The 23,053-nt window shown below is 72.1% G+C and carries 18 protein-coding genes; 16 read left to right on the plus strand and 2 right to left on the minus strand.

All coding sequences use genetic code 11. The annotated features are described in order from the left end of the window. The first annotated feature begins 1 nt into the window (after window position 1). From asnB to N5I75_RS22440, 16 genes are read left to right on the plus strand one after another with little or no spacing between them, the layout of a single operon-like run. Window positions 2-1,933 carry an asparagine synthase (glutamine-hydrolyzing) gene (gene asnB, locus N5I75_RS22365; protein WP_476679865.1) on the plus strand — a complete coding sequence of 644 codons (1,932 nt, stop codon included), beginning with the start codon at window positions 2-4 and terminating at the stop codon, window positions 1,931-1,933. A 44-nt stretch (window positions 1,934-1,977) separates the two neighbouring features. Beyond that, window positions 1,978-4,170: a bi-domain-containing oxidoreductase gene (locus tag N5I75_RS22370; protein ID WP_476679867.1), complete on the plus strand. Its 2,193-nt coding sequence runs from the start codon at window positions 1,978-1,980 to the stop codon at window positions 4,168-4,170. Then, window positions 4,167-6,113 carry a heparinase II/III family protein gene (locus N5I75_RS22375; protein WP_476679869.1) on the plus strand — a complete coding sequence of 649 codons (1,947 nt, stop codon included), beginning with the start codon at window positions 4,167-4,169 and terminating at the stop codon, window positions 6,111-6,113. Before N5I75_RS22370 ends, N5I75_RS22375 begins: the two co-directional genes overlap by 4 nt. A gap of 54 nt (window positions 6,114-6,167) precedes the next feature. Further along, window positions 6,168-7,715, plus strand: coding sequence for a right-handed parallel beta-helix repeat-containing protein (locus N5I75_RS22380; protein ID WP_476679871.1), 1,548 nt, complete (start codon window positions 6,168-6,170; stop codon window positions 7,713-7,715). Window position 7,716: 1 nt separating this feature from the next. Next, entirely contained in the window at window positions 7,717-8,964 is a 1,248-nt protein-coding gene (locus tag N5I75_RS22385; protein WP_476680116.1) for an O-antigen ligase family protein, read from the plus strand. 2 nt (window positions 8,965-8,966) lie between these two features. Further along, window positions 8,967-10,181 (plus strand): glycosyltransferase, encoded by a 1,215-nt coding sequence (locus N5I75_RS22390; protein WP_476679873.1) that lies wholly within the window; start codon window positions 8,967-8,969, stop codon window positions 10,179-10,181. After that, window positions 10,178-11,437 carry a class I SAM-dependent methyltransferase gene (locus N5I75_RS22395; RefSeq protein WP_476679875.1) on the plus strand — a complete coding sequence of 420 codons (1,260 nt, stop codon included), beginning with the start codon at window positions 10,178-10,180 and terminating at the stop codon, window positions 11,435-11,437. The genes N5I75_RS22390 and N5I75_RS22395 overlap by 4 nt, the downstream gene beginning before the upstream one ends. Further along, a complete protein-coding gene (locus N5I75_RS22400) occupies window positions 11,434-12,228 on the plus strand; it encodes a glycosyltransferase family protein (RefSeq protein WP_476679877.1) in 795 nt (264 codons plus the stop codon). Before N5I75_RS22395 ends, N5I75_RS22400 begins: the two co-directional genes overlap by 4 nt. Further along, entirely contained in the window at window positions 12,225-12,875 is a 651-nt protein-coding gene (locus N5I75_RS22405; protein ID WP_476679879.1) for a PIG-L deacetylase family protein, read from the plus strand. Before N5I75_RS22400 ends, N5I75_RS22405 begins: the two co-directional genes overlap by 4 nt. A 3-nt stretch (window positions 12,876-12,878) precedes the next feature. Continuing rightward, window positions 12,879-13,904, plus strand: coding sequence for an NAD-dependent epimerase/dehydratase family protein (locus tag N5I75_RS22410; RefSeq protein ID WP_476679881.1), 1,026 nt, complete (start codon window positions 12,879-12,881; stop codon window positions 13,902-13,904). Next, window positions 13,892-15,175 carry a DUF4910 domain-containing protein gene (locus tag N5I75_RS22415; protein ID WP_476679883.1) on the plus strand — a complete coding sequence of 428 codons (1,284 nt, stop codon included), beginning with the start codon at window positions 13,892-13,894 and terminating at the stop codon, window positions 15,173-15,175. Before N5I75_RS22410 ends, N5I75_RS22415 begins: the two co-directional genes overlap by 13 nt. A 5-nt stretch (window positions 15,176-15,180) precedes the next feature. Beyond that, window positions 15,181-16,470, plus strand: coding sequence for a hypothetical protein (locus N5I75_RS22420; RefSeq protein ID WP_476680118.1), 1,290 nt, complete (start codon window positions 15,181-15,183; stop codon window positions 16,468-16,470). 7 nt (window positions 16,471-16,477) lie between these two features. Continuing rightward, window positions 16,478-17,437: a glycosyltransferase family 2 protein gene (locus N5I75_RS22425; protein ID WP_476679885.1), complete on the plus strand. Its 960-nt coding sequence runs from the start codon at window positions 16,478-16,480 to the stop codon at window positions 17,435-17,437. Then, window positions 17,434-18,645, plus strand: a complete 1,212-nt coding sequence (locus tag N5I75_RS22430) for a polysaccharide pyruvyl transferase family protein (protein WP_476679887.1) — start codon at window positions 17,434-17,436, stop codon at window positions 18,643-18,645. Before N5I75_RS22425 ends, N5I75_RS22430 begins: the two co-directional genes overlap by 4 nt. Beyond that, window positions 18,642-19,214 carry a dTDP-4-dehydrorhamnose 3,5-epimerase gene (rfbC, locus tag N5I75_RS22435; protein ID WP_476679889.1) on the plus strand — a complete coding sequence of 191 codons (573 nt, stop codon included), beginning with the start codon at window positions 18,642-18,644 and terminating at the stop codon, window positions 19,212-19,214. Before N5I75_RS22430 ends, rfbC begins: the two co-directional genes overlap by 4 nt. Window positions 19,215-19,221: 7 nt before the next feature. Continuing rightward, window positions 19,222-20,541, plus strand: coding sequence for a glutamate-1-semialdehyde 2,1-aminomutase (locus N5I75_RS22440; protein ID WP_476679891.1), 1,320 nt, complete (start codon window positions 19,222-19,224; stop codon window positions 20,539-20,541). A 12-nt stretch (window positions 20,542-20,553) separates the two neighbouring features. On the opposite strand, the gene N5I75_RS22445 is transcribed toward N5I75_RS22440, so the two are convergent. Then, the gene (locus N5I75_RS22445) at window positions 20,554-21,222 is read right to left on the minus strand and encodes a phosphatase PAP2 family protein (RefSeq protein ID WP_476679893.1); all 669 of its coding nucleotides are present in this window, start codon (window positions 21,220-21,222) and stop codon (window positions 20,554-20,556) included. A gap of 135 nt (window positions 21,223-21,357) precedes the next feature. Beyond that, window positions 21,358-23,016: a catalase gene (locus tag N5I75_RS22450; RefSeq protein WP_476679895.1), complete on the minus strand. Its 1,659-nt coding sequence runs from the start codon at window positions 23,014-23,016 to the stop codon at window positions 21,358-21,360. Window positions 23,017-23,053 lie beyond the last annotated feature (37 nt).

Here is a 23,053-nt window from a genome sequence, read left to right on the forward strand (position 1 = left end):
CATGTGTGGCATCGCAGGCACGTACCGGTGGCCGGACGGGAAGGCCGTCACCGACCGGCTCACCGACATCCTCGCCCACCGGGGCCCGGACGGGGCGGGGCGCTACGGCCACTCCGTCACGGGCGACGGCGAGGTGCACCTCGGGCACCGGCGGCTCTCGATCATCGACCTGTCGGAGACCGGCGCCCAGCCGATGGTCTCGGACGGGCTCGCCCTGACGTACAACGGCGAGCTGTACAACGCGCCGGAGCTGCGGGCCGAGCTGGCCGCGTCCGGCGTGCGCTTCCGCGGCACCTCCGACACCGAGGTACTTCTTGAGGCGTGGCGGCGCTGGGGCACGGAGTGCCTGCCCCGGCTTCGCGGCATGTTCGCGTTCGCGGTCTTCGACGAGCGCACGGGTGATCTGACGCTGGTGCGCGACCAGTTGGGCATCAAGCCGCTGTTCTTCCTGCGCCGCGGCGAGGGCCTGGTCTTCGCCTCGGAGCTGAAGGCGCTGGCCACCGCGACCGGCGGGACCCTGGACGTGGACCCGGCGGCGCTCGTCGCCTCGCTCCTCTACTACTGGGTGCCGGACTCGCGGTGCGCGTACCGCGAGGCGGAGAAGCTGCCGCCGGGCAGCTGGCTGACGTGCCGGGCCGACGGCCGGGTGGAGCGGGGCCGGTTCTGGCATCTGCGGGACGTCGCCGCCGAGGGCCAGGAGCGGGCGCGGGCCGGGGAGATCCCGGATCTGGCGGCCATCGTCGAGGAGTCGACGCGCCAGCACCTGCTCTCCGACGTGCCCGTGGCGACGTTCCTGTCGGGCGGGCTCGACTCCAGTTATCTGACGGCGCTCGCGGCGCGCGACCGCCCGGGGATCTCGGCCTACACGATCGGGTTCCGCGCGGAGGACGCCAAGTTCGAGGCGATGCCCGACGATCTGCGCTACGCGCGCCAGGTCGCGGAGCGGTTCGGGGTGGATCTGCACGAGATCGAGATCGCGCCGAACGTGCTGGACCTGTTGCCGGAGATGACGTACCACCTGGACGAGCCGATCGGCGACCCGGCGGCGATCAACACGTTCCTGATCTGCTCGGCCGCCCGGGAGGCCGGGGTCAAGGTGATGCTGTCGGGGATGGGCGCCGACGAGCTGTTCGCCGGGTACCGCAAGCACCTCGCCAACACGCTGGCGCTGCGCTACCAGCGCGTCCCGCGTCCGTTGCGGCGCGGCGTCTCGGCGGCGGTGGACCGGCTGCCGGTCGCCTCGGCCAAGCGCGGCTACCGGTCGGTGCGGTTCGCGAAGCGGTTCCTGTCCTTCGCCGACCTGCCGGAGGAGACCGCGTTCCGGCGCAGCTACACCATGTACGACCAGGACGAACTGCTCGCTCTGATCAACCCCGATCTGGCCGGGACGGTCGACGACGTGCTGACCGAGCACGCGGACGTCTACGAGGACAACGAGCTGGACGACTTCGTCAACCGGATGTGCCTCGGTGACTCCCGGATGTTCCTGCCGGGCCTGAACCTCACCTACACGGACCGCTCCAGCATGGCCGCGTCGACCGAGGTCCGGGTGCCGTACGTGGACGTCGAGGTGGTCAATGCGGCCTTCACGTTCCCCGGGGAGCGGAAGATCGCCGGGCGGCAGGGCAAGGCCGTGCTCAAGGAGGCCGCCGCGACCGTCCTGCCGGATGAGATCGTGTACCGGCCCAAGGGCCTGTTCAGCGCGCCGCTGCGGGCCTGGATGAGCCGGGACCTGGCGCCGCTCGTGCGCGAGGTGATCCATGACGGCGTGCTGGTCAGCTCCGGGTTCCTGCGCCGTGACGCGCTGGCCCGGATGGTCGCCGAGGACGCCTCCGGGCAGCACGACTTCTCCAAGCACCTGTGGCATGTGCTGACCCTCGAGTACTGGTATCGCGGCGCGACCTCCGGCTCCGGCCGGAGCCCGGCGGCCTGAACAAGAAGCGGCCTGAACGAAGCGTGGAAACAAGAGGAGCTCGGGTGAAACAGGTTGTGCAGAACTACAAGAGCGGCGAACTGGCGCTGCTCGACGTCCCCGCGCCGGGGTGCAAGCCGGGCGGCGTGCTCGTCCGCAGCGCCTTCTCGCTGATATCCACCGGCACCGAGCTCATGAAGGTGTCCGAGGCCGGCATGTCGATGGTGGGCAAGGCCCGCTCGCGCCCGGACCAGGTCGCCAAGGTCATGCAGAGCGTCGCCGCCAACGGGGTGCCCGCGACCTACCGCAAGGTGATGGGCAAGCTCGACTCGTACACGCCGCTCGGCTACTCGCTGTGCGGGATCGTCGAGCAGGTCGGCGCGGGCGTCGACGACGTCAAGGTCGGTGACGTGGTGGCGTGCGCGGGCAACGAGCACGCGCTGCACGCCGAGGTGAACTGGGTCCCGAAGAACCTGTACGTCCCGGTGCCGGAGGGCCTCGCCCCGCGCCACGCCGCCTTCGGCACGGTCGGCTCGATCGCCATGCAGGGTGTCCGTCAGGGCGAGCCGCAGCTCGGCGAGGTGGCGCTCGTCATCGGCCTCGGGCTGATCGGCCAGCTGGTGGTGCAGCTCCTCACCGCCGCGGGCGTCCGCGTCGTCGGCGCCGACCCCGACCCGGAGCGGTGCGCGCTCGCCGAGCGCTCGGGCGCCGACGCCTGCGGCGACCCCGGCTCCGACGCCCTGAAGGCCGCCGTCGCCGACCTCACCGACGGCCACGGCGTGGACCAGGTGTACCTGGCGGCCGGTGGCGGCAGCAACCAGCCGGTCGAGCTGGCCGCCGAACTGGCCCGGGACCGGGGCCGCGTCGTCGACATCGGCAAGTGCCGCCTCGACCTCCCGTGGAACGCGTACTACGAGAAGGAGCTGGACGTCCGCTTCTCGCGGTCCTACGGCCCCGGCCGCTACGACCCGTCGTACGAGCTGGAGGGGCGCGACTACCCGATCGGCTACGTGCGCTGGACCGAGCGGCGCAACCTGGCGTGCTTCCTCGATCTCGTCGCCCGGGGGCGGGTCGACGTGGAGCCCCTCATCTCCCACATCGCCGAGTTCGACGAGGCGGTGGAGACGTATCAGAGCCTGAAGGACGGCGAGCTGAAGGCGGTGGCGGTCCTCTTCCGCTACCCGGGGCAGCCCTCGGAGGCGGCGGAGCCGCAGCCGGCCGAGGTCACTGTGCCCGCCGTGCGGCGCGGCGCCTCCGTGCCCGCGCAGGCCCGCGCGACCGGCTCCCCGGTGCGCTGCGCGTTCATCGGCGCCGGGAACTACGCCTCCTCGATGCTCCTGCCGCACCTGAGCGGCCGTGACGGCGTGGTGCTCTCGACCGTCGTCACCACGACCGCGCTGTCCGCCGCCAACGCGCAGCGCAAGTTCGGCTTCGCCGAGGCCACCACCGACCTCGACGCCGTGCTCGGCGACAAGTCGATCGACGCCGTCTTCGTCGTCACCCGGCACAGCTCGCACGCGGAGCTGACCAAGCAGGCGCTGCGCGCGGGCAAGACCGTCTTCGTGGAGAAGCCCCTCGCGCTCACCGAGGAGGAGCTGGCGAGCGTCCTCGCGACCGTCGAGGAGACCGGCAACGACCGGCTCCAGGTCGGCTTCAACCGCCGCTTCGCGCCCCTGCTCCAGGAGGCGAAGCAGCGGTTCGGCGCCCGGACGGGCCCGGCCAATCTGCGCTACCTGGTCAACGCGGGCCGCCTCGACCACGGCAGCTGGTACCTGCGCCAGTCCACCGAGGGCTCCCGGTTCGCGGGCGAAGGCGGCCACTTCATCGACACGGCGAGCTGGCTGCTCGGCGCGGAGCCGGAGTCGGTGTACGCGACCGCGACACCCGGCGGCGAGGACCTCCAGGTGCAGCTCCGCTACCCCGACGGGTCCACCGCCACCATCAGCTACGTCACCACCGGCTCCGCCGGTTTCCCCAAGGAGACCCTGGACCTGATCGCGGACGGCAAGGTGCTGCGCCTCGACGACTTCGTACGGGCGTCGGTCCACGGCCACAAGAAGTGGGTCAGCTCGCGGCTGCCGAAGGCCCGCGACAAGGGGCAGAACGCCGAACTCGCCGCGTTCGTCCGGGCCGTGCGCACCGGCGGCCCGATGCCCGTACCGCTGGAGTCGCTCACCGCGACCACGGCGGCGACGCTCGCCGTGCGGACCGCTCTCGCGGGCGGCGCGCCCGTCACGCTCGCGAGGTCGCCGCGATGACCATGAGCCCCACCTGGTACCTGCGGCGGCTGTCCCGGATGGGTCCGCAGGAGGTCGGCGGGCGGGCCGCCGACGCCGTCCGCAGGCGGCAGTGGCGCACCGCGCCGCCGCACAGCCCGGCCGTGACCGGCGTCCGGTTCACCGCGGCGCTGCCCGCGGGCGCGCTCGACGCCGTGGCGCCGGACGCCGCGAAGCGCCTGCTCGCCGAGGCGGACCGGCTGATGGTCGGGCAGGCCGAGTTCTTCGGCGTGGTCCGCGACGACCTCGTCGACCCGGACTGGTTCCACGACCCGAAGACCGGCCGCCGGGCGCCCGACGGTTACGCCTTCGACGTGCCCTACCGCAGCGAGGACACGGTCGGCGACATCAAGCAGATCTGGGAGCCGTCCCGCCACCAGTACCTGACGGTGCTCGCCGCCGCCTACGCGGTCAGCGGGGACGAGCGGTACGCCGAACGCGTCGCCGCGCACCTGGAGTCGTGGTGGGCGGCGAACCCACCGCTGCGCGGGGTGCACTGGGTCAGCGGCATCGAGCTGGGCATCAGGCTCCTGTCGTGGGTGTGGGTGCGCCGGCTGCTCGACGGCTGGCAGGGCGCGCCCGCGCTGTTCGAGGAGAACCCGGCGGCGGTCGAGCAGATCTGGCACCACCAGCGCTGGCTCGCCGCGTTCCCGAGCCGGGGTTCGTCCGCGAACAACCACGTCATCGCGGAGACGGCCGGGCAGTTCGCGGCGGCCTGCGCCTTCGACTGGTTCCCGTCCTCGGCGCGCTGGCGGACCGACGCGCTGCGCTCCCTCGACCGCAACCTGCGCGCCAACACCCACCTGTCCGGGCTCAACCGCGAACTGGCCTCCGAGTACCACGGGCTCGTCCTCGAACTGGGCCTGGCCGCGCTCGCCGAGGCCGACGCGGCGGGTGTGGAGGTCCCGGCGACCACCCGGCTCGTGCTGCTCCGGATGACCGACGCGCTCGCCGCCGTCGTCGACGACCGGCTCCGGCCGCCGCGCCAGGGCGACGCCGACGACGGGCACGGCCTCGTCGTGGACGGCGCGGGCACCGACCGCTGGGGCTCGCTCCTCACCACCGGGGCCGCCGTGTTCGGCCGCCTCGACTGGTGGCCCGAGGCGCCCGGCACCGATGTGCGCACGCCGCTGCTCTCCGCGTTGATCAGGCCGTATCCGGCGGCCCCGAAGCGTCCGGCACGCAGGCCGGTGCACTTCCCCGACGCGGGCATGACGATCCTGCGCGGCCCGGACAAGCTCTGGTGCCGCCTCGACGGCGGTCCGCACGGGTTCCTCTCGATCGCCGCGCACGCCCACGCGGACGCGCTCTCGGTGGAGGTCCGGCAGGACGGGGTCGACGTGCTCGCCGACCCGGGCACCTTCTGCTACCACGGGCAGCCCGAGTGGCGGCGGTACTTCCGCTCCACGCTCGGCCACAACACCCTGGAGATCGACGGTGCCGACCAGTCGGTCTCCGGCGGCCCGTTCCTGTGGACCCGGCACGCCCGCACCCGCGTCCTGGTCGCCGACACCTCCGATGCGAAGGTGTCCCGCTGGGTGGCCGAGCACGACGGGTACCGGCCCGCCGTGCATCGTCGTAGGGTCGAACTCGCGTCAGTGGGACGGGAGTTGCGTATCGTCGACGAGGTGCGCGGGCCGCACGGAGAGGTGCGTCTCGCCTTCCACCTCGGCCCGGCGGTCACCGCGGAGCTGGCCGGGAACCGGGCGACGCTCACCTGGGACCGGGACGGCGAGCGGCGCTCGGCGGTGCTCGACCTGCCCGGCCGGCTGACGTGGCAGGCGCACCGTGGCGAGAGCGGGCCCCCGCTCGGCTGGTACTCCCCCGGCTTCGGCCGCAAGGAACCGGCCACCACGCTGATCGGCACCGGTGCCGGATCGACAGACGGCACCCAGCGGTTCACGAGCGTGCTCACGTTCTCGTAGAGAAACAGCCAGAACCACGGGACAGCGCATCGACGCGGAGAGAGAGGAGGACGCGTGAGGACGAAGTGGCACAACCGGGCACGGCCCGCGGTACTGCCGGCCCTCGCCCTCGTGCTGCTGGCGGCGGCCGGCTGCACGGGCACGGGCTCGACGGGCTCCTCGGCGAAGCCGGGCGCCTCACCGTCCACGTCCGGGGTCCGGCAGCAGGTGGCGCGGGTGTGCGCCAAGCCGCCGGCCGGACCGGAGAAGCCGCCCGAGGGCGCGGTGGAGATCGACCCCGGCAAGGTCGGCGACCTGGCGGCGAAGACCGGGGACAGCCCGCCGGGCACGACGTTCTGGCTGCGCCCCGGCAGGCACCAGCTCGCCGCCGAGCGCTTCGCCCAGGTCATCCCGAAGAAGGGGAACCGCTACATCGGCGCGCCGGGCGCGGTCCTCGACGGGCAGAAGAAGAACCAGTACGCGTTCGGCGGCGACGCCCCCGACGTCACGCTCAGCCACCTCACCGTGCAGGGGTTCGTCCCGCCGCAGGACGAGGGCGCCGTCAACAAGGGCTCGGCCGACGGCTGGGTGATCGAGCACTCCACGATCCAGTACAACTCCGGCGCCGGGCTCATGGCGGGCGCCCGCCAGCAGGTCCGCGACAACTGCCTGCGCGGCAACGGGCAGTACGGCATGAACGCCTACAAGGACGGTGACTCCATCCGCGGCCTCGTGGTCGAGGGCAACGAGATCACCGGCAACAACACCGACGACTGGGAGAAGCGCCGGGAGGGCTGCGGCTGCACCGGCGGCATCAAGTTCTGGGCCGTCGACCGGGCCGACATCCGGGGCAACTGGGTCCACGACAACCGGGGCACCGGCCTGTGGGCGGACACCAACAACAACGACTTCCTCATCGAGAACAACCTGATCGAGGCCAACGACGGCGCCGCGCTGATCTACGAGATCAGCTACAACGCGGTCGTGCGGGACAACACGATCCGCCGCAACAACCTGGTCGAGGGCCGCAGGTCCGCCGAGCGCGGCGACGCCTTCCCCTACGGGAGCGTCTACATCTCCGAGTCGGGCGGCGAACCCCGCGTCGACGCCCGTACGGACAGAATAGAGATCTACCGCAACCGGCTGGAGAACAACTGGAACGGCATCACCCTGTGGGAGAGCGCCGACCGGTTCTGCAACAGCCCCGCCAACACCTCCTCCGGTGACTGCACCCTGCTCGTGAAGGACAAGGAGCGGTGCGAGCGGCCCGGGATCACGACGGACCCGCTGTACGCCGACTGCCGGTGGAAGACCCAGCGGGTCGACATCCACGACAACCGGTTCGTGCTGGCCAAGGCGAAGATCAAGTGCTCGTCGCGGTGCGACCGGATGGCGCTGCTCTCCAACTACGGCACCTATCCCGACTGGTCGCCGTACAAGGGCGACAAGGTGCAGAAGACCATCACCGACAAGCAGCACAACCGCTGGCACGACAACGTGTACATCGGGCCGTGGCACTTCGTCGCCCGGGACATGGGCAAGGTGCTCGACAGCGGCCAGTGGCAGGCGATGCCGTACGAGCAGGACGCGGGCTCCACCTTCGACCTCCAGGCCGGTGGTTGAGATGGTCCAGGACCTGATGCCGGCGCGCACCCCGCGGACCGTGGGGGTCGTCTGGGCGCTGCTCGGCATGAACACGCTGGGCTCCGCCGGGGCCAAGACGATCATCCCGCTGCCGCGCTCGCTCATCCAGCTCGTGACGATGGGCGCGCTGGTCGCCGCGTTCACCCTCGCGCTCGCGGTCAACTTACGGCTGCGGGTCAGGGCCAGCGCCTTCCTGCTGCTCCTCACCTTCCTGCTGGTGCCGAGCATCCTCTCCAGCATCCATTTGGAGGCCGGGTTCGGGGCGCTGTTCCGCTGCTTCCGCCTGTCGCTGTTCGTGGGCACGCTGTGGCTGCTCAGCCGCTGGTGGAACGGGGACACGACGTTCGTCCGCTACCACATCCGGTTCTACTTCGTGGCGATCGGGACGGCCGTCGCGGGGCTCGCGGTCTCGCCGGGCGCGGCCATGCCCGAGCTGTACGGCGGCCGTCTCGTGGGCGCGCTGTGGCCTCTGACGCCGCCGCAGATCGGCCAGTACTCGGCGGTGATCATCGGCCTGACGACGCTGCTCCTGCTCGGCCGGCAGACCGACGGGCGAACGGCGGCGGTCATCATCGTGCCGTCCTTCGTCGTCCTTGCGCTGACCCATACCCGAACGGCGACGGTCGGGATGCTCGTCGGGCTCGTCGTCGCGATTCTCTCGCTGGTCCTCAACAGTGCGGCGGCGCGGCGGTTCTTCGCCTGGTCGGTGGTGGTCGTCACGGTCGCCGCGGTGGGGTTCGCGGGCGCGGTGCAGGCGTGGTTCCTGCGCGGGCAGTCCAAGGAGTACTTCACCAGCCTGACCGGGCGCGCCAAGGTGTGGGACGCGCTGCTCGCGGCGCCCCGGTCGACCGCCGAGCAGCTGTTCGGCACGGGCCTCGGCGACAAGTCGTTCAACGGTCTGCCGATCGACAACAGCTGGCTGGCCGTCTACAACGAGCAGGGCCTGACCGGCGTCGGGCTCGTCGCGTCGATGCTGCTCGTCCTGCTCGCCGTGGCGCTGCTCCGGCCGCCGTCGCTCGCGCGGGCCTGCGCGATCTTCCTCATCACGTACGTCGTGATGTCGTCGTACACCGAGGCGGGGCTCGGCGACGCCTCCCCGTACCTGCTGCACCTGTCGCTCGCCGCGTCGCTGCTCGCGACGCCCGCGCGGGCCGCCACGCCCCTCTCGACGCCCGCGGATCCGCGACGGCGTGTCCCGCGCTGGGCCCGGACCTCGGAGGTGACCTGACCATGCACGTCCTCGTGGTGCACAGCTTCTACAAGTCCGCGCAGCCGAGCGGTGAGAACAAAGTCGTGGAGCAGGAGGTGCGGCTGCTGCGCGAGGCGGGCCACCGGGTCGAGGTGTTCGCGCGGCACAGCGACGACATCGCGGGCCGCTCCCTGCCCGGCAAGGTCGCGGTGCCGCTCCAGGTGCCGTGGAACCCGGCCGTCCGCAAGGAGCTGGCGGCGAGGTTACGGGCCGAGCGGCCCGACGTCGTCCACGTCCACAACGTGTTCCCGCTGCTCTCGCCCGCGGTGATTGCCGCCTGCGCCGACGCCGGGGTGCCGGTCGTGACGACGCTGCACAACTACTACCAGGTCTGCCCGCCGGGGACGCTGGAGCGGAACGGGGCGCCGTGCACCGAGTGCGTGGGGACGCGGGTGCCGCTGGCCGGGGTCCGGCACGGCTGCTACCGGGGTTCGCGGCTCGCGACGGTGCCGCTCGCGGTGAGCATCGCGGTCAACCGGCGGCGGTGGTGGTCCGACGTGGACCGGTTCTTCTGCATCTCCGCCGCGCAGCGCGACATCCTCGTGGGCGCCGGGATGCCGGCCGACCGGCTCGCGGTGAAGCACAACTTCGTCAATGAGCCCGGTGTCCGGCGCGCGTCCGGCACCGGCGAGCACGTGCTGTACTTCGGCCGGCTCGCGGAGGCCAAGGGGGTGCGGCTGCTCATGGCCGCGTGGGACCGGCTCCGGGCGGACGGCGGGATCGGTGTGCCGCTCGTCATCGCCGGGGCGGGCCCGCTGAAGGACGAGGTGGCCGCCTGGGCGGCGGGCCGCGACGACGTGCGCTACGCGGGTCTGTACGACCCGGCGCAGTGCCAGGAGGCCGTCGCACGGTCCGTCGCGGTACTCGCGCCCTCGGTCTATCAGGAGACGTTCGGCCTGGTGGTCGTGGAGGCGATGGCGGCCGGGGTCCCGGTCGTCGCCGCCGCGCACGGCTCCTTCGTCGAGCTGGTCGACGACGGCGTGACGGGGTTGCTCCACACGCCCGGCGACAGCGCCTCGCTCGCGGACGGCATCCGCCGGATCGCGGGAGAGCGGGGACGCAACCAGGAAATGGGCCGGGCGGCCCGGCGCCGTTACGAGCGGGGCTTCAGCCCCGCCGTCGGCCTCGACCGCCTGGAGGAGGGGTACCGGGCCGTGATCGCGGACCGGTCGAGAGCAATGGGGGGAACGAGATGACGAGATGCCGACTTTGCGGCTCGGCGGCGCTGACCAGCGTCGTCGATCTGGGGGCGACCCCACCGTGCGAGAGCTTTCTCGCCGCGGAGCAGCTGGACCAGGCCGAGCCCGCGTACCCGCTGCACCTGCGGGTCTGCACCGACTGCTGGCTGGCGCAGATACCGCCGCTGATCACGCCCGAGGAGACGTTCAGCGAGTACGCGTACTTCTCCTCCTTCTCGACCAGCTGGGTCGAGCACGCGCGCACCTTCGTCACGGACGCCGCGGAGCGGGTGGGCCTCGGCGCCGACTCGTTCGTGGTCGAGGTCGCGAGCAATGACGGCTACCTGCTCAAGCACGTGGTGGACCGGGGGATCCGCTGCCTGGGCATCGAGCCGTCGGTGAACGTCGGCGGCGCGGCACGGGACGCGGGGGTGCCCACCCTCACCGCGTTCCTGTCCCCGGAGACCGGGGCGGACGTCCGCGCCGAGAACGGCCCGGCGGACCTGGTCGTGGCCAACAACGTGTACGCGCACATCCCCGACGTGGTCGGCTTCACGCAAGGGCTGCGCGCCCTGGTCGCCGACGACGGCTGGGTCTCCATCGAGGTGCAGCACCTGCTGACGCTGATCGAGGAGAACCAGTACGACACGATCTACCACGAGCACTTCCAGTACTACACGGTCGCCTCCGCGATCCGTGCGCTCGCCAGCGGCGGACTCGCCCTGGTGGACGTGGAGTTGCTGCCGACGCACGGCGGCTCGATCCGGCTGTGGGCGCGCCCGCGGGAAGTGGCGGGCGAGCCGTCGCAGCGGGTCGCCGACGTGCTCGACAAGGAGAAGGCCGCCGGGCTCCAGGAGCTGTCCGGGTACACCGAGTTCTCCGCGCGGGTGGCGAAGGTCCGCCGCGACCTCCTCAAGTTCCTCATCACAGCGGCCGAGGAGGGCAAGACGGTCGTCGGCTACGGCGCGCCCGGCAAGGGCAACACGCTGCTCAACCACTGCGGCATCCGGCCCGACCTGCTCGCGTACACGGTCGACCGCAACCCCTACAAGCACGGCAGGTACACGCCGGGCACCCGCATCCCGATCCTGCCGCCCGAGCAGATCGAGGCCGACAAGCCCGACTACGTCCTGATCCTGCCCTGGAACCTGCGGGCGGAGCTGACCGAGCAGCTCGCCTTCGTGCGCGAGTGGGGCGGCCGTCTGGTCTTCCCGATCCCGGAACTGAGCATCGTCGAGCCCGTCGAGTCCGTCGCGAAAGAGGTCACAGCATGAAGGTCGTCCTGTTCTGCGGCGGTTACGGTCTGCGGATGCGCGCCGGTGCCTCCGACGACATGCCCAAGCCGATGGCGATGGTCGGGCCGCGCCCGCTGATCTGGCACGTCATGCGCTACTACGCGCACTACGGCCACAAGGAGTTCATCCTGTGCCTGGGCTACGGCGCCCACCACATCAAGAACTTCTTCCTCAACTACGAGGAGACGACGTCCAACGACTTCGTGCTCAGAGGCGGCAGGACCGAGCTGCTCTCCACCGACATAGCCGACTGGACGATCACGTTCGCGCAGACCGGCATCGAGTCGCCGATCGGTGAGCGCCTGCGCCGGGTCCGCCACCACCTGGACGGCGACGAGATGTTCCTCGCCAACTACGCCGACGTCCTCACCGACGCGCCGCTGCCGCAGATGATCGACCACTTCGCCCAGCGCGACGCGGGCGCCTCGATGATGGTCGTGCCGCCGCAGTCCTCGTTCCACTGCGTGGACCTCGGCGAGGACAACCTCGTCGGCGGGATCACGGCGGTGAGCGACATGCCGCTGTGGGAGAACGGCGGCTACTTCGTGCTCCGCCAGGAGGTCTTCGACCACATACCGGAGAACGGTGACCTCGTCGCCGACGGCTGCGCCCAACTGGCCAAGCAGGGGCGCGCGGTGGCGTACAAGCACCGCGGGTTCTGGAAGCCGACCGACACCGTGAAGGAGCGGGCCGCCCTCGACGCCGCCTACGCGCGCGGCGACCGCCCGTGGGCCGTGTGGGAGCAGGACAGCGCCGGGGTGCGCGCGTGATCCGGCTCGGCGCCGGGCGCCCGCTCGCCGGGGTCGTCGCGGTCGGCGCCCACTGCGACGACATCGCGATCGGCGCGGGCGGCACCCTGCTCGCCCTGTGCGAGGCGCAGCCCGGCATCAAGGTGGACGCCCTCGTGCTCTCCGGCGGCGGCACCGAACGGGAGCAGGAGGAACAGGCGGCCCTCGCCGCCTTCTGCCCCGGCGCGGACCTGCGCCTGACCGTGCTCAAGCTGGCCGACGGCCGCCTTCCCGCGCAGTGGGAGGAGGCGAAGGCGGCCGTCGAGGAGCTCCGCGCGCGGACCGAGCCCGACCTCGTCCTCGCGCCCCGCACCGACGACGCGCACCAGGACCACCGGGGCCTGGCCCAGCTCATGACCACCGCCTTCCGCGACCACCTCGTCCTCGGCTACGAGATCGTCAAGTGGGACGGCGACCTCGGCCGGATGGCGGCGTACCAGCCGCTGCCGGACGAGACCGCCGAGCGGAAGGTGCAACTGCTCCAGGAGCACTACGCCTCTCAGCGCCACCGTCCCTGGTACGACCGCGAGGCCTTCCTCGGCCTCGCCCGGATCCGCGGGATCGAGTGCCACGCCCGCTACGCCGAAGCCTTCGCCGTCACCAAACTCACTCTCGACCTGGGGGATTGAACCTTGCGCGTTTTGCTCACCGGACACCAGGGCTACCTGGGCACCGTCATGGCCCCGGTCCTGAAGGCCGCCGGACACGACGTCGTCGGCCTGGACGCCGGCCTGTTCGCGGACTGTGTCCTCGGCCCCACCCCCGACGACCCGCCGGGGACGCGGGTCGACCTACGCGACGTCACGGCGGAGCACGTCGCCGGGGTGGACGCCGTGATCCACCTGGCCGCGCTCTCCAACGACCCCCTGGGCGCGCTCGCACCGCAGCTCACCTACGACATCAACCACCACGCCTCCGTCCACCTGGCCCGCCTCGCCCGCGAGGCCGGGGTGCGCCGCTTCCTGTACGCCTCCACCTGCTCCGTCTACGGCGCGGCGGGCGGTGACGAACTGGTCGGCGAGGACGCCCCGCTCCGCCCGGTGACGCCGTACGCCGAGTCGAAGGTGCGGGTCGAGGACGACCTGCACGCGCTGGCCGACGACGACTTCACGCCGGTCTACATGCGCAACGCCACGGCGTTCGGCTACTCCCCCAGGCTCCGCGCCGACATCGTCCTCAACAACCTGGTGGGCCACGCGCTGCTCTCCGGTGAGGTCCTCGTCCTCTCCGACGGCACGCCCTGGCGTCCGCTCGTCCACGCCGCCGACATCGCGCGCGCCTTCACCGCCGCCCTCGATGCGCCGCGCGAGGCCGTGCACGACAAGGCGTTCAACATCGGCACCGAGTCCAACAACGTCACGGTCGCCGAGATCGCCGAGCAGGTGGCCGACGCGGTGCCCGGGGCGAAGGTCAACATCACCGGGGAGAACGGCGCCGACCCGCGCTCCTACCGCGTCGACTTCGCCCGCTTCCGCGCCGCGATCCCCGGCTTCGACTGCGAGTGGTCGGTCAAGCGGGGCGCGCTCGAACTCGCCGACGCCTACCGCGCGCACGGCCTGACGAAGGACGCCTTCGACCAGCGCTTCACCCGGCTCGCCGTGCTCCGCGCGGCGTCCGAGTCCGGCAGCGTCGACGACACGCTGCGGTGGCGCCGATGACGAGCACGGGCGAGGAGATGCACGCCCTGGTGGAGCGGCTGTACCCGCTCTGCCGGAGCATCACCGGGGACGGCGTGCGCGCCACCCTGGAGATCGTCGGCGAGTACCTCCCGCTCGACATGCACGAGGTGCCGACGGGCACGCAGGTGCTCGACTGGACGGTGCCGCAGGAGTGGAACATCCGGGACGCCTATGTCGCCGACAGCTCGGGGAACCGGGTCGTCGACTTCAAGGCGTCCAGCCTGCACGTGCTCGGCTACAGCGTGCCGGTGGCGGCGACGATGCCGCTGTCGGAGCTGCGCCCGCACCTGTACACGCTGCCCGACCACCTGTCCTGGGTGCCGTACCGCACCAGCTACTACAAGCCGGAGTGGGGTTTCTGCCTCGCGCAGGAGACCCTGGACGCGCTGCCGGAGGGCGAGTACGAGGTACGGGTGGACTCCACGCTCGCCGACGGACACCTCACCTACGCCGAGCACGTGATCCCCGGGCAGGTCCCCGAGGAGGTCATCGTCTCCTGCCACGTCTGCCACCCGTCGCTCGCCAACGACAACCTGGCGGGCGTCGCGGTGGCGACGTACCTGGCACGCGCCCTGGCCGAGCAACAGCCGTACTACACCTACCGGTTCATCTTCGCGCCCGGCACCATCGGCGCGATCACGTGGCTGGCACGCAACGCGGACCGCATCGAGCGGGTGAAGCACGGGCTCGTGCTGGCCTGCGCGGGCGACCGCGGGCAGCTCACGTACAAGCAGAGCCGGCGCGGGAACGCGGAGATCGACCGGGTACTGCGGCACGTCCTCAGCAGCTCCGAACGCCCGCACTCCATCCGGGAGTTCACCCCGTACGGGTACGACGAGCGGCAGTACTGCTCCCCCGGGTTCGACCTCGGCGTGGGCTCGCTCAGCCGGACCCCCTACGCGGGCTACCCGGAGTACCACACCTCGGCGGACAACCCGGACTTCGTCTCCCCGGAGTCGATGGCGGACACGCTCGCCGTGTGCCAGGAGGCGTTCGCGGTCCTGGACCGGAACCGGGCGTACGTCAACCTCAGCCCGTACGGCGAACCGCAGCTCGGGCGGCGCGGGCTGTACGACGCGATCGGCGGGCGCAGCGACGCCAAGGAGGCGCAGATGGCGATGTTGTGGGTGCTCAGCCTCTCCGACGGCGAGCACAGCCTCCTGGACGTCGCCGAACGGGCGGGGCTGCCGTTCGACACCGTCGCCGCCGCGGCCGACGCCCTGCACGGCGCCGGACTGATCAAGGCATGACGCCGATGACCACCGACGAGGAGAAGGCACCGGCGCCGGCGCGGACGGGCGGCTCCGCCCGGCGCGCCGTCGCGGGCCGCCTTTCCTGGGGCCTCGCGGACCAGGCGGCCTCCAGCATCTCCAACTTCGCGGTGGGCATCTACGTGGCCCGCTCGCTCGGACTCACCGCGTTCGGCGTGTTCAGCCTGGCCTGGGTGACGTACGGCGTGGTGCTCAACGTCTCGCGCGGCGTGGCCACCGATCCGCTGATGGTCCGCTTCAGCGGTGTCCCCGAGGACTCCTGGCGCGCGGCGACGGCCCGCGCGACGGGCACCGCGCTCGGCGTCGGTGCCTCCCTCGGCGCGGTCTCCCTGGTCGTCGGCCTGGTGGTCGGCGGCCGGGTGGGGCCCGCGTTCGCCTGCCTCGGTGTCGTGCTTCCGGGGCTGCTGCTCCAGGACGCGTGGCGGTTCGCGTTCTTCGCCGCCGGGGCCGGACGCAAGGCGTTCGTCAACGACCTGGTGTGGGGCGTCGCGCTCGTCCCCGCCCTGTTCCTCGCGGCACGCCAGGGCAGCGTGGCCGCGTTCGTGCTCGCCTGGGGCGGGTCCGCCGCCGTCGCCGCGCTGTACGGCTGGTCCCAGTCCCGCATCCGGCCCCGGGCGACGCAGGCCCGCGCCTGGCTGCGCGCCCACCGCGACCTCGGCTACCGCTACCTCGTCGAGAACGTCACCAACAGCGGCGCCAGCCAGCTGCGGGCCTACGGGCTCGGCGCGATCGTCGGCGTCAGCGCCGTCGGCGTGGTCCGGGGCGCGGAGCTGCTCCTCGGCCCGTTCATGGCCGTGCTGATGGGGCTGTCGCTGGTCACCGTCGCGGAGGCGGCCCGGGTGCTCCGCCGGGCCCCGCACCGCCTCGGCGCGTTCTGTCTCGTCCTCGGCGGCGGCCAGGCCCTCGCCGCGCTGGCCTGGGGCGCTCTGCTGCTCCTGATGCCGGACCGGCTCGGCGAGTTCGTCCTCGGCGACGTCTGGAGCGGCGCGTCCCAGCTCATCGTCCCCGTCACGCTCGGCGTCGCGGGCGCAGGACTCGGCACCGGCGCCGCCGCCGGACTCCGTGCGCTCGGCGCGGCGAGGCGCAGTCTGCGCAGCCAGCTCTGCGCCTCCGCCTTCTACGTCGCGGGAGGGCTCGGCGGAGCCGTCGTCGGCGGCACGTCCGGGTCGGCCTGGGGCGTCGCCGCCGCGCTCCTGTGCGGCTCGGCCGTGTGGTGGCTGCAGCTGCGGTCCGCCCTGCGCGAGCACCACGATCACCCCACACCCCCGAAGTGAGGACGCCTTGACCACCCACCCCCGGCTGAGCATCGGCCTTCCCGTCTACAACGGCGAGGAGTACCTGGCCGAGTCGCTCGACGCCCTGCTCGGGCAGACCTACGAGGACTTCGAGCTGGTCATCACCGACAACGCCTCGACCGACGGAACGCAGGACATCTGCCGCAAGTACGAGGCGCAGGACTCCCGCATCCGCTACATCCGGCTCCACCGCAACATCGGCGCCGCGCCGAACCACAACTACGTCTTCACGCAGTGCAAGGGCGAGCTGTTCAAGTGGGCCTCGCACGACGACCTGTACGCCCGCGACCTGCTGCGGCGCTGTGTCGACGCGCTCGACGAGCGCCCCGACGTCGTCCTCGCCCACGCCGACCAGGCCGTCATCGACGGCGACGGCCGGATCACGGTCCCGTACGCGTACACGCTGAACACGGCCTCGCCGAGCGCGCCCGAGCGCTTCCGCTCCATGCTGATGGAGTCCGGCGGCGACGACTTCTACGGGGTCATGCGCGCCGACGTGCTGCGCCGGGTCAAGCCGCACGACAGCTACCACCACGCCGACCGCACGTTCGTCGCCGAGATCGCCCTGCACGGCCCCTTCCACCAGGTGCCCGAGCTGCTCTACTTCCGCCGCGACCACCCCACCCGCGCCGAGCGCGCGAACCCCTCCAAGCGCTCCCGCTGCGTCAACCTCGACCCGCGCCGCGCGGGCGTGCTCCACCCGACGCCCCGGCTGCTCGCCGAGTACGTCCTCGGGTTCGTGTCGGCGGTGCGGCGCGCCCCGCTCTCCGCCGCCGACCGGCGCGCCTGCTACCGCCACCTCACGACGTGGATGACGACCAGGGCCCGGCCGGGCGGCGCGGGCGAGCGCGTCGAGGACCGGGCGCCGGTCGACCCGGCGCTGCTCACGGTGGACCTCGACGCGATCGTGGCGGGCCGCGAGAGCCGCGCCGGGGAGCAGCCGTGAAGCCGGTGCGCGTCGGGGTGTTCGGCCTGCTCGGCTCCGGCAACCTCGGCAACGACGGCTCCCTGGAGGCCGTGCTCGGCTACCTCCGCGAGGAGCACCCCGACGCCGTCGTGGACGCTTTGTGCGGCGGCCCCGAGACGGTCACCTCCCGGTACGGGATACCGGCGACACGGCTGCACTGGTACCGCGGGGAGTACCGGACCGCGTCCCGGGCGGGCGCGATCGCGGGCAAGGGCTTCGGCAAGGTCGTCGATGTCTTCCGCACCGCCGCCTGGGTGCGCAGGCACGACGTCGTGATCGTCCCCGGCATGGGTGTCCTGGAGGCCACGCTGCCGCTGCGGCCGTGGGGGTTCCCGTACTCCCTGTTCCTGCTGTGCGCGAGCGGCAAGGTGACGCGGACGCGGGTGGCGCTGGTCGGCGTGGGCGCGGGGCCGATCGGGGTCCGGGCGACACGGACCCTGGTCCGCTGGTCGGCGCGGTGCGCCACGTACCGCTCGTACCGCGACGCGCTGTCGCGTGACGCGCTGCGGGAGATGGGCGTGGACACGTCCCGCGACGAGGTCTGTCCGGACCTGGCGTTCTCGCTGCCCGCGCCCGAGGTGCGCGAGGAGGCGCGGGGCCGGGTCTGTGTCGGCGTCATGGCCTTCCACGGCTCCAACGACGACCGCGACCGCGCCGACGAGATCTACGAGCGCTACCTCGACGGCGTCACCCGGTTCGTCCGGACGCTGGTTGAGGAAGGCCGCGAGGTCCGGCTGCTCACCGGCGACGGCGTCGACGTACCGGTGGTGGAGTCGATCCTCGCCGCGGTCGGCTCCCCGCTGGTGACCGCCTCCGACGCGGCGTCCCTCGCCGACCTGATGGCGGAGGCGGCGGCCGCCGACGCGGTGGTGGCCACGCGCTACCACAACCTCGTCTGCGCCCTGAAGGCCGGCACGCCCACCCTCGCGCTCAGCTACGCCGCCAAGAGCGACGCGCTCATGGCGGGCATGGGCGTCGGCGCCCACTGCCACCCGGCGCGCGAGGTCGACGCGGACCGCCTGCTCGAACAGTTCCGGTCCCTGGAGAAGGGGGCGGCGGAGGTGCGGCGGACGCTGAAGGAGCACAACGCGGTCGCCACCGACCGTCTGAAACACCAGTTCAGAGCCTTGACCCGCGCTCTGTTCCCGCACGAGAACCCGGCACTTGCACCGCAGGAGACACGATGAAGGCCACCGCAGTCCCGGAGATCGACGGGGCGTACCTGTTCGAACCGACGCCGCACGCCGACGAACGCGGCTTCTTCTGCCGCACCTTCGACGCCGACGTGGTCCGCTCCGTGGGGATCGACCCGCACGCCTTCCTCCAGGACAGCGTCTCGCGCTCCGTGCGGGGCGTGCTGCGCGGCATGCACCTGCGCTCCGGCGCCGGGGAGGCCAAGCTGGTGCGCTGCTCGTACGGGCGGATCTTCGACGTCGTGGTGGACCTGCGCCCCGGTTCGCCGACCTATCTGGGCCGGGCCGCCTTCGAGCTGTCCGGCGAGACCCAGAAGACCCTCTACATCCCGGCGGGGTGCGCGCACGGCTTCCAGGCGCTCACCGAGACCGCCGACACCTCGTACCGCATCGACCGCGCGCACGACCCGGCCGAGGACGTGACGATCGCGTTCGACGACCCGGAGCTGGCGATCCCGTGGCCGCTCCCGCCCGCCCTCGTCTCGGAACGGGACCGGCGGGCGCCGAGCCTGGCCGAGGCCCTGAAGCACCTGGAGAACGACGTTGCGAACCCGGAGAGCTGAGGCCGACGTGGACGAGTTCGAACTCCCCCAGTCCCGGCAGGCGAACGAGCGCCTGCACGCCCTGGTCCCCGGCGGCGCGCACACCTACGCCAAGGGCGACGACCAGTACCCCGAGCACCTGGCCCCCGTCATCAGCCACGGCCGCGGCGCCCACGTCTGGGACATCGACGGCAACGAGTACATCGAGTACGGCTCGGGGCTGCGCTCGGTCAGCCTCGGCCACGCGCACCCGCGCGTCACCGAGGCCGTCCGCCGTGAGCTGGACCGGGGCAGCAACTTCGTCCGCCCCTCGATCCTGGAGGTCGAGGCGGCGGAGCGGTTCCTGGCGACCGTGCCGAGCGCGGAGATGGTCAAGTTCGCGAAGAACGGCTCGGACGTCACGACCGCCGCCGTCCGCCTGGCGCGCGCCGTCACCGGCCGCCCCCGGGTGGCGATCTGCGGCGATCACCCGTTCTTCTCGACGGACGACTGGTTCATCACGACGACCCCCATGTCCGCCGGGATCCCGCGCGCGACGGCCGAGTTGACGGTGAGCTTCCCCTACGGGGACCTGCCCGCGACCGAGGAGCTGCTCACTCGGTACGAGGGCGAGATCGCCTGCCTGATCCTCGAACCGGCGGGGCATGTCGAGCCGCCGCCCGGTTACCTGGCGGGCCTGCGCGAACTCGCCGACCGGTACGGCTGCGTCCTGGTCTTCGACGAGATGATCACGGGTCTGCGCTGGTCGGAGGCGGGCGCGCAGGGCCTGTACGGCGTCACCCCGGACCTCTCCACCTTCGGCAAGGCGCTCGGCAACGGCTTCGCGGTCTCCGCGCTCGCGGGCCGCCGCGAGCTGATGGAGCGGGGCGGCCTGCGCCACGGGGACGACCGGGTCTTCCTGCTCTCGACCACGCACGGTGGTGAGACGCACTCCCTGGCGGCGGCGACGGCCGTCCTCACGACGTACGTCGAGGAGGGCATCACGGCCCGGCTGCACGCGCTGGGCGAGCGGTTGGCGGCGGGTGTCCGGTCGGCGGCGGCGAGCATGGGCGTCGCCGACCACGTACAGGTGCGGGGCCGCGCCAGCAACCTGGTCTTCGCCACGCTCGACGAGGCGGGGCGGCCGTCGCAGCCGTACCGGACGCTGTTCCTGCGCCAGCTCCTGGCGGGCGGCGTCCTCGCCCCGTCGTTCGTGGTCAGCAGCGCCCTGGACGACGCCGACATCGATCGCACGGTGGAGGTCGTGGCCCAGGCGTGCGCGGTGTACCGCAAGGCGCTGGACGCGGAGGACCCGACGGCCTGGACGGGCGGCCGGCCGGTGAAACCGGTGTTCCGGCGCCGGGTGTGAACCGAGGGGCGGTCAGTGCCGGGTGCGCCGGTCGGCCACCCGGTCCACGCCCCACGCGGTCACCGGGGCCACCGCGAGGGCGGTGCACCACCCGGCCAGCACATCGGTCGGGTAGTGCGCGCTCAGGGCGACCTGCGCCCAGCCCATGACGGACCCGGCGAGCAGCGCCACGAGCAGGACGAGCGCCGTGCGGCGCACCAGGGCCAGGGCCACCACGAGCGCGACCGCCGTGAGGAAGGCGGTGTGCCCGCTCGGGTAGGACAGGTTGTCCGGGCCGTGGATGGTGCGCCCCACGAGGGACTTGACCAGCCAGGCGACGACCACGGTGAGCCCGGCCGCGACGACGGCGGACACGGCGGCGCGCGGCCGTCTGCGCCACAGGAGGAGCGCCACGACAGCCGCCATCACGACGACGGAGCCCGCGGGCTCGGCCAGGAAGTCGACGACGAGGGCGACCGGCCGCCACGGCGGCCCCACGCTGTCGTCCGTCGGGTCGACGAACCACCGGTCCACCGTGCCCGGTTGGCCGTGCCCCGCGTACACCACCCCGAGCGCGACGACCACCAGCGCGGCGGCCACGGCGACGAGGCCGAGCCACGCGCGCGGCGCCGCCGGCGGCACGGCGGGCTCCGGCCGGTTGGTCAGGTCCTCGCTGCTACGTCCGACCGTCGGGCCAGCCATGAATACAGTGCCTCCCCCTGTGCCCCGCCGCGCTTGGCCGCGCCCTTCAAGCATGCCTTCCGCGGCGCGCCGACGCGGCCCGTTCCCGAAACGCCCGGGACCGGGCCGCCGCCGTGCCGGGCGGATGGTGGCGGGTCACCGGGTGACGACGTGCCGCTCGTTCGGGACGGAGTGCGTCATCGTCAGGCCGCTGACGTCGCGCGGCGGGTTCTCGCCGAGGCGGCCGAGGCGCTCGCGGTCCTCGTCGGTCAGGTCCTGGCCCGCCAGCGGCTGGAGGTGGGCCACATCCTTCGGGGCGATGCCGAGTCCGTCGCCGACCTTGAGGCCGAGGTCGTTCTCGACGAGCAGGAAGTGCCAGACCATCCGCTCCTGGACGGCCCGGTCGCACTGCGAGAGCAGGTCGATGAAGTTCTTGACGAGGTCGTCGCGCTCCCAGTCCTCCAGGAGGCAGTAGCGCTGTCCGGCCTGGAGGTAGTCGTTGGTGCGCGGGATGCGCTTGCGGGTGAGCCTGCCGGTGATCTCGGGGCCGACCTCGTCGGGTGTGAAGTGCTCCGCCTCGCGCAGGCCGCCGGTGATGGACGGCTCGTAGTTGACGATCGGGTTCCCGCCGCCTCCGTCGACGTGGTAGGCCATCTGGCCGTCACGCTGGTTGGTGCGCACCTGGGCGTTCTTCGCCTGGTTGACGGGGAGCTGGAGGTAGTTGGGGCCGACCCGGTAGCGCTGGGTGTCGCTGTAGGAGAAGGTGCGGCCCACCAGCATCTTGTCGTCGGAGAAGTCGAGGCCGTCGACGAGGACGCCGGTGCCGAAGGAGATCTGCTCGTTCTCGGCGAAGTAGTTCTCGGGCATCCGATTCAGGACCATCCGGCCGACGGGCTTCGGCGGGAACTCCTGCTCCGGCCAGACCTTGGTGTCGTCGAGCGGGTCGAAGTCCAGCTCGGGATGGTCGTGGTCCGCCATGGTCTGGACGACCAGCTCCCACTCGGGATACTCGCCGCGGGCGACCGACTCGTACAGGTCCTTGGTGGCGTGGCCGAGCCCGTCGGCCTGCACGTTGGCGGCGTCCTCCTCGGTCATCGAGCGGACGCCCTGCTTGGGCAGCCAGTGGTACTTCACGAGGAGGCTCTCGCCGTCCTGGTTGACCCACTTGTACGTGTTGACGCCGAAGCCCTGCATGTGGCGATAGTCGGCGGGGATGCCGCGCGGGCTGAACAGATTGATCAACATGTGCATGGCCTCGGGGGTCTGCGACATGAAGTCGAAGATGCGGCGCGGCTGCTGCTCATGGGTGACGGGGTCCGGCTTGAGCGCGTGGATCACGTCGGGGAACTTGATGGCGTCCCGGATGAAGAAGACGGCCAGGTTGTTGCCGACGAGGTCCCAGTTGCCGTCCTCGGTGTAGAACTTCACGGCGAAGCCGCGCGGGTCGCGGGCGGCCTCGGAGGAGTCGCGGCCACCGATGACGGTGGAGAAGCGGACGGCGACGTCGGTGCGCTTGCCACGCTCCTGGAACAGCTTGGCGCGGGTGAAGCGGGAGATCGGCTCGTCGCCGAGGGTCCCGTACGACTCGAAGTACCCGTACGCGGTCACACCACGGGCGTGCACGACGCGCTCGGGGACGCGCTCGCGGTCGAAGTGGCTGATCTTCTCCAGGAACTGGTAGTTCTCCAGCGTCGCGGGGCCGCGGGCGCCGACGGTGCGCTGGTTCTGGTTGTCGTGGACCGGGTGGCCCTGCCGGTTGGTGAGCGTCTCCCGGTCGTCGTCCGGGCCGGGCCCCTTGCTCGCTGCGTCCGTCACGTGCGTCGACTCCTTCGAACCGTTATGTGCCGCTTCC

The sequence above is a fragment of the Streptomyces sp. R818 genome (assembly GCF_056172735.1).